This window comes from Sediminibacillus albus, from assembly GCF_900101125.1.
In the GTDB taxonomy this organism is placed as follows: domain Bacteria; phylum Bacillota; class Bacilli; order Bacillales; family Amphibacillaceae; genus Sediminibacillus; species Sediminibacillus albus.
Genome location: NZ_FNFL01000007.1, coordinates 178,833 through 184,832, shown reverse-complemented (window position 1 = coordinate 184,832; position 6,000 = coordinate 178,833). Strand labels below are relative to the sequence as shown.

At 40.0% G+C, this 6,000-nt stretch carries 6 protein-coding genes and 1 rRNA gene; 3 read left to right on the top strand and 4 right to left on the bottom strand.

Annotated elements, in window-relative coordinates:
* The 4 genes from BLR93_RS15920 to BLR93_RS15905 all read right to left on the bottom strand — a co-directional run.
* Positions 1 to 262: ribosomal RNA gene (locus BLR93_RS15920) — 16S ribosomal RNA — on the bottom strand; the annotation flags it as partial.
* 919 nt (positions 263 to 1,181) lie between these two features.
* Positions 1,182 to 1,544, bottom strand: a complete 363-nt coding sequence (locus tag BLR93_RS15915) for an aminoglycoside phosphotransferase/kinase family protein (protein WP_093216704.1) — start codon at positions 1,542 to 1,544, stop codon at positions 1,182 to 1,184.
* A gap of 65 nt (positions 1,545 to 1,609) precedes the next feature.
* On the bottom strand, positions 1,610 to 1,933 hold the full coding sequence (locus BLR93_RS15910; RefSeq protein WP_093216702.1) for an MGMT family protein: 324 nt from the start codon (positions 1,931 to 1,933) through the stop codon (positions 1,610 to 1,612).
* Between the two features lie 91 nt (positions 1,934 to 2,024).
* Positions 2,025 to 2,555, bottom strand: a complete 531-nt coding sequence (locus BLR93_RS15905; RefSeq protein ID WP_093216700.1) for a DUF421 domain-containing protein — start codon at positions 2,553 to 2,555, stop codon at positions 2,025 to 2,027.
* 255 nt (positions 2,556 to 2,810) lie between these two features.
* Here BLR93_RS15905 and BLR93_RS15900 point away from each other — a divergent pair, with 255 nt between their 5' ends.
* The 3 genes from BLR93_RS15900 to BLR93_RS15890 all read left to right on the top strand — a co-directional run bounded on the left by BLR93_RS15900 (position 2,811) and on the right by BLR93_RS15890 (position 5,922).
* Positions 2,811 to 4,226: an alanine/glycine:cation symporter family protein gene (locus BLR93_RS15900; protein ID WP_245690178.1), complete on the top strand. Its 1,416-nt coding sequence runs from the start codon at positions 2,811 to 2,813 to the stop codon at positions 4,224 to 4,226.
* A gap of 48 nt (positions 4,227 to 4,274) precedes the next feature.
* Positions 4,275 to 5,024: a glucose 1-dehydrogenase gene (locus BLR93_RS15895; RefSeq protein ID WP_093216697.1), complete on the top strand. Its 750-nt coding sequence runs from the start codon at positions 4,275 to 4,277 to the stop codon at positions 5,022 to 5,024.
* Between the two features lie 400 nt (positions 5,025 to 5,424).
* On the top strand, positions 5,425 to 5,922 hold the full coding sequence (locus BLR93_RS15890) for a metallophosphoesterase family protein (protein ID WP_093216694.1): 498 nt from the start codon (positions 5,425 to 5,427) through the stop codon (positions 5,920 to 5,922).
* The last annotated feature ends 78 nt before the right edge of the window (positions 5,923 to 6,000 follow it).

Genomic DNA, 6,000 nt, shown 5'->3' with positions numbered 1-6,000 from the left:
CGCGGGCCCATCTGTAAGTGACAGCTCCGAAAAGCCGCCTTTCAACTTCCCTTCATGCGAAGAAAAGTATTACCCGGTATTAGCCCCGGTTTCCCGGGGTTATCCCAGTCTTACAGGCAGGTTGCCCACGTGTTACTCACCCGTCCGCCGCTCGTTCCACAGCTTTCACCCCGAAGGGGTCCAGTTGCTTCACGCGCTCGACTTGCATGTATTAGGCACGCCGCCAGCGTTCGTCCTGAGCCAAGATCAAACTCTCCATAAAATATGAGCTTGCTTGCTCGTTCAAAAAACTAGCTTGTTTCTTACTTGACATACTGGTTGTTTTGTTCAGTTTTCAAAGATCAAAAGTTTTCGTCGTTTTATTGACAACTTTTATATTATACCAAGTTACCAAGCGAATGTCAATAACTTTTTAATAATATAGTAGTTTTTTAATGCCTCGCTCTCAAAAGCGACTTAAATAATTTAACATGTTATTAATACTATGTCAACATGTTTTTTCGTAATTTGCTGCGCCGTTTAGGACAGCTTTAACAATATATCATGCTGTGACACGAAATACAACAACAAACTTACTAGAAAAAAATCCCACTACGTTTTACTCCTCAATGACGAAGCTAGAATGATCTGCCCTCTAATGAGATAAAGATAAAAACAATAAACCAGGAAATACGGGATAAGGTAAAAAACAAATGTCCAGGCTATCGTCCATCCATTCCCATAGAACGCTCTTTCGCTGACTATCATTATATATTCAAGGCTAGTAGTTAATGTCGTTACTAACAAGATGATAAAGAAGCTTCAATGGTTATCCGTTTTATTTATTTAATAAATCATGTAACTGGCAAGGATAGGATAGATACCTAGATTGTAGGGAAGTACGTTTTGGGAACAAACTGCCAATACCCTAACCAAAGCCCAAATTCATTTATAACAAAGGAAAGCACGCATCCTATTAGTCCGATGATCGGAAGGATTGCTTTATTTTGGTTATTTAAATGAATAATAGCAATAAGTCAGAGCAGCACAAATCCTACCAGAATATTGAACAGCATTTTTGACCAACCTTTTTTAAGTCAGTTTCGACAAGTTTCTTCCTATATAAATATTCACTCGTAATATTGATCCTATTTACTGCCTTTTCTTCACTATAAAAAAAAATCACCAAAGCATGGTGATTTTTAGGTTACGATTAATTCAGCTATTCCTTCTGCAATCGGCTTTTTATCTTCTATCCTTGACCTAAGCCGCTTCATTAACTGAGCTATTTTTTGATCACGATCCTTTGCAGCTATTTTCTTATGTAACACAGAGTAGAGAGTAACATCCCGCAGCCTTAATAATAAGTGAAATTGGGTGTTCCAGTCTTCTGGCAGCTCTGTTTCTTCTAAATAACCTGCCAAAAACAGTGATAAAAATCGCGCGGCGAAATTCTCCCTCTCCAAGCTAATTATTCCAGACCCTGCAGATAAAACGGCATAATAAAATGGAATAGCGATATCAGAAACATACCAAAGGTAACAAGCATCATCAAAATCGAACACATGGATTTTTCTCCATCAAAACAAAAGTTGCCTGAATGGATATCATTATGGATTAGCCCATAGTTTCATTCTCCATCTCCACCCTCCTCTGGATAATATTGATAACGCCCCAGATCAATTTTGTTGTCGTCTGTTACCTGTACACCTTCCATTTCCAGGTGAATTTTTTGTGTATGAAGCTGCTCCCCCTGAATGCTAATTTCTCCTTTGGCATTTATTACACGATGCCAGGGGAGGCGGTATTTCCTGCTCATGGAATGTAATATACGAGCCACCTGCCGGGCTGCACGGGGATTTCCCGCAATCTTAGCAATTTGGCCATAAGTCATTACTTTGCCTTCAGGAATTGTTTGAATTAAATAAATGGTTTTTTCGGTAAACATATTCATAATACTACTTTTCCACTTCTTTCTTGAAGAGGTTTTGATTCTGTCCCTATTATACCAAAAGCTTCTAAAAGCGCGATGCACTTATTTCACTTCATTCCTTGTTTGCTGGGTGATAGCCCTTTACATTTTGCATGGTGTCATCATTTTTCTGGTTGTTTGATTTTTTAATTAATGACATACTGCCATCTGTTTCGAGAATCACCGCCTCCACTTCATCCATGGATGAAATTCCCTTAGTACGTGCTGCCTGCCAAATTTCAATTTGCTGGATTCTTTCCTTTCGCATGGATTCCTTAAAAAACTGCCCCTGATAAAATAACAATTTCGGTTCAGATTTTATTAACTGATTGATGAATCTGCTTCTAATAGAGCTCCAGGCAAAGATAAACTGCAAAAATATTAAAGTTGCTAATGCAGTAACTCCCTGCATTAACGATACATTCTTATTCAACAGGATTGTTGCCAATGTAGAACCAATTGCTACCGTTACAACTAGATCAAAGGCATTCAACTTTGTCAACGTCCGCTTACCAGTCATTCTTAATAATAAAATCAAAGCAATATAGGCTAAAAAACCAATGAATGCCACTCGTCCGATACTAGTCCAGGAAAATGAGAACATTTATGCACCTCCTCACAATTTTTCGATTACAGACTTCGCTATCAACTCTAGTAACTGGCTTAGTTTATTTATTTCCCGGATTCACAGCTGTAATAAACAAAAGACATTCTCCGGCCCTATAAAAGCTTGGAGCAGGCAATCTATATTTTCCAAAGTCTGACCTGAATTTCCCGCTAGTAACTATTAAAGCTTAAAAACGGAGAAATACGGGTATTTAATATCACTATTAAAAAAAACAAGGATAGGAATGATATTATGATGGAAGTCATTGAGAGCCTAGTTACAAGTATTTCAAATTTTTTATGGACATACTTATTATCAATAATACTTATATTTACTGGAGTCTTCTTTACGATAAGGCTGAAGTTTTTTCAATTTCGCTTTTTCGGCCATACTCTGAATAAAACTCTCGGACAAATTTTCAGCAAAAATAAACACAAAGGATCGATAACTCCTTTTCAGGCTTTCACTTCAGCTTTGGCCTCCACCGCTGGCGCCACGAACATTGTTGGTGTGCCGGTTGCCATAGCACTCGGCGGGCCTGGCTCACTGTTCTGGATGTGGATGGTTGCCTTTATCGGAATGGCAACCAAATATTCAGAGATAGCTCTCGGTCTGAAATACCGGGAAAAAAATAAAGAAGGAGAATGGGTAGGCGGTCCCCAATACTATATTAAAAAGGCACTAGGCTGGAATAAGATTGCGTTTTTGTTTGCATTTTTTCTTATGCTCGAAGTAATTCCCAGTTCCATGGTGCAATCCAACTCGATCGCTACTCAAGTAGAAGGAGCATTTGGCTGGTCAAGATGGTGGACAGGGATTATCATTACTGTTTTGATCGGATTGATCATCTTAGGAGGAATCAAACGAATTGGTAAGATAACAGATAAACTTGTGCCCTTCATGGTCATCACCTACTTACTTGCGGCTCTTCTGGTTATTTTTGCCCATATCGATCAACTGCCCCATGTGTTCGGGTTAATTTTTACCCATGCGTTTACACCGGTCTCAGCAGCGGGTGGCTTTGCCGGGGCTGGGATTGCCCAGGCATTGCGTTGGGGAATTGCCCGTGGATTGTATTCCAATGAAGCAGGGATTGGAACCGCACCAATTGCCCACTCAGCTGCACAAACAGACCATCCTTCCAAACAGGCTCTCTGGGGAATCGTCAGCGTTTTTATCGATACAGTTGTCATTTGCACTATCTCCGGCCTTGCCGTTCTTGTAACAGGTGCCTGGCAGGAAATTGGAGCCGACGAGGCATCCAATATGATTACGGTCGCCTTTTCCAGTGTGTTCGGCGCTAGCTTCGGCGGTGCATTTATTGCTGTTTTTCTTTTATTTTTTGTGCTTACTACTTTGGGTGTCCTCCTCTTTTACGGAGAAAAACAAGTGGAATACTTATTCGGATTAAAAGCTGCTAAAGGCATGCGCCTTGTCTACATTGTTTCCATCTATGTCGGCGCAATTGGCGGATTGCAGTTTGTCTGGCAGTTTTTAGACTTAATCCTCGCCTTTGTTGTCCTGACCCATGTATTTCCGTTACTCTTCTTAAATAAAGAGGTAAAAGCAATCACCGAAGATTATGTAGAAAGGATTTATAAGGGGAACAGCGGTGGACCGTCTGTTACTTTGTTTGCTGAAGATTCTACACAACAAAACAAATCTTGATTCTCCAACTAAGCGGGAGATATAAATATTATGGAAAGGATGAACCTAATGACTTTCAAAGATATAACAGTAGTAATTACTGGCGGGGGAAAGGGCATCGGTGCAGCAATCGCAACTGCATATGGTAATGCTGGAGCTCAAGTAGTCATAGCCGACAAAAATAAAACTGCAGGCCAATCAACAGCCAAAAAAATAGAAAAAAATAATGGAAAAGCACTATTTATAGCAACAGATATCAGTCAACCTGATGATATCTATCAACTAATCAAAAAAACAATAGAAATGTACGGAAAAATAGACATTTTAATTAATAACGCAGGTGTATCCAGCTTTAAAAACATTTATGAGTTGACGGTAGATGAATGGGATGAAGTGCTTAACATTAATTTAAGAGGAAGCTTCTTAGCTGCCCGGGAAGCTGCCAAATATATAAGAAAAAATAAAACTGGCGGTTCGATTGTCAATATTGCCTCTACCCGCGCTTTTATGTCTGAAGCAAATTCTGAAGCATATGCAGCATCGAAAGGCGGAATATCCGCTTTGACCCATGCTTTAGCCATGTCCTTAAGCGAAGATCGAATCAGAGTAAATGCAATCAGCCCCGGGTGGATTGAAACGGAAACCTATTCTACCCTTCGTCCGGTTGACCATAGCCAGCATCCCTCTAACCGCGTCGGAACTCCGGAAGACGTAGCCCGTGCCTGTTTATTTTTAACTGATCCAGCAAATGATTTTATCACAGGAGAAAACTTCATCATCGATGGAGGAATGACCCGGAAGATGATTTACGAGCATTAACATTTAGAAATCATTAAATTTCCACTAAAGAAAACTCGTCGATGGACGATCCTTTTAGTTGCGCTTATACAGGGAGGTTATACTTTCCTACCTGCCAATAAAATAACCTCTCCCTTTAACTCTAAAGGGAGAGGTTCACGTATGCGAGTAGATACCCATTGGCTAAACTCCTTTATCATAGAATTATCCTTACCAAGTACCAAAATTATCTGGGGCGTCGGGCATCTACGATTTGCTGAATTTCATATTCGTTGATCATCTGAACTCCTCCTGTCTTCTTTGTTAACTTTAGTATAGACGTTAATCGTTTTTCTCATAACAGCTGACAGATGGAACTTTTCTAAGACCTCAGACCGAGGCTGTCTACGTCTTTTAAACCTAAACCACAAGGAGGCGGCTCATGAAAGTTGCAATTATTTCAGATACCCATATGCCGAGAATGGCGAAACAACTACCCAGTCAATTAAAGAAAGGTCTGGAACAAGTGGATCTAATCCTACATGCAGGTGACTGGCAAGCAAATTCGGTGTGGGAAACACTAGAACAGTACGCCCCTGTCAAAGGGGTGGCCGGTAATGTAGATGACCAGGAAATACAAGAAAAATTCGGCGAAAAGAAAATATTAGAGCTGAACGGTTTTAAGGTTGGGCTTATCCACGGAGACGGAAAAGGATTGACTACAGAAAGACGGGCGCTTACTGCCTTCAAAAAGGAGGATGTAGACATTATTATTTTCGGCCATTCACATATTCCGGTCTTAAAGGAAATAGACGGAATAACCTTATTCAATCCCGGTTCTCCTACAGATAAACGAAGGCAACCACAATTTTCTTACGGAATGATGGAATTAGGAGACTCATTCACACTCAAGCATATATTTTATGATGATAAGCAGTGACCAGACCAGCTTATTATCAAAATAAAATCCAGGTTAGTATGTATAAAGTTCATGCATTGGCTAAATTTATGAATTACA

Coding starts and splice junctions, on each gene's coding strand:
- BLR93_RS15905 (WP_093216700.1), bottom strand. CDS start 2,555: ATGTTCTCATTTTCCTGGACTAGTATCGGACGAGTGGCATTCATTGGT.
- BLR93_RS15900 (WP_245690178.1), top strand. CDS start 2,811: ATGATGGAAGTCATTGAGAGCCTAGTTACAAGTATTTCAAATTTTTTA.
- BLR93_RS15895 (WP_093216697.1), top strand. CDS start 4,275: ATGACTTTCAAAGATATAACAGTAGTAATTACTGGCGGGGGAAAGGGC.
- BLR93_RS15910 (WP_093216702.1), bottom strand. CDS start 1,933: ATGAATATGTTTACCGAAAAAACCATTTATTTAATTCAAACAATTCCT.
- BLR93_RS15890 (WP_093216694.1), top strand. CDS start 5,425: ATGAAAGTTGCAATTATTTCAGATACCCATATGCCGAGAATGGCGAAA.